This window comes from Streptomyces sp. PA03-5A (assembly GCF_033792725.1).
In the GTDB taxonomy this organism is placed as follows: domain Bacteria; phylum Actinomycetota; class Actinomycetes; order Streptomycetales; family Streptomycetaceae; genus Actinacidiphila.
Genome location: NZ_JARAVL010000091.1, coordinates 1 through 749, shown reverse-complemented (window position 1 = coordinate 749; position 749 = coordinate 1). Strand labels below are relative to the sequence as shown.

1 protein-coding gene is annotated in these 749 nt (G+C 65.4%); it reads right to left on the bottom strand.

Annotated features, from left to right (window positions below):
- On the bottom strand, positions 1 to 749 hold a 749-nt coding region (locus PV410_RS44610; protein ID WP_500332395.1), incomplete at both ends, for an ABC transporter substrate-binding protein.

Below are 749 nucleotides of genomic sequence, written 5' to 3'. Positions count from 1 at the left end.
GTGCTGGACCTCGGCGCCGGTGCCCTCCACGACCTGGATCCCGGTGTCGCCGGCTATCGAACTGCTCTGCAGCGAGGCGATGTCGGCCGAGTCCAGACCACGGTAGGCCAGGTCCACCGACCCGTCCTCCACCGCCTTCTTCAGCGCCGGCTCGTCACCGAAGAACTTCATCGTCATACCGGAGTTACGGATCTGCGCCGTGCCCTGGTAGTCCCCGTTGACCGAGAACACCGCCTGCTCGCCGGCCTCGTAGGAGTCCAGCTTGTACGGGCCGGAACCGGTCGCCTTGCCGTCCGTGCGCAGCTTGTCCGCCGGGTACTGCGTGTGGTCCACGATCGAACCCGCACCCGAGGCGATCTTCATCGGGAACGTCGCGTCGGAGTACTTCAGGTGGAACACCACCCGCTCCGGCGAGGGCGTGTCGATCGTCTTGATCGCGTCCAGCAGCACCGCCGGACCGTTCTCGTCATTGATCTTGATGGTGCGCTCGAAGGAGTACTTCACGTCCTGCGACGTCAGCGCCTCACCGTTGCTGAACTTCAGACCCTGCCGCAGCGTGCAGTCGAACGTCCTGCTCTGCGCGTCGGTGAACTTGCAGCTCTCCGCGGCTTCGGGCTCGGGCTTGGTGGCGCCCCTGGGGAAGCTGAGCAGCGACTGGAAGACGTTGTTGAACACGATCCAGGAGCCGACGTCGTAACCGGCGGCCGGATCGACCGCCGTCACCTTGTCCGTGATCCCCATCGTGAGGG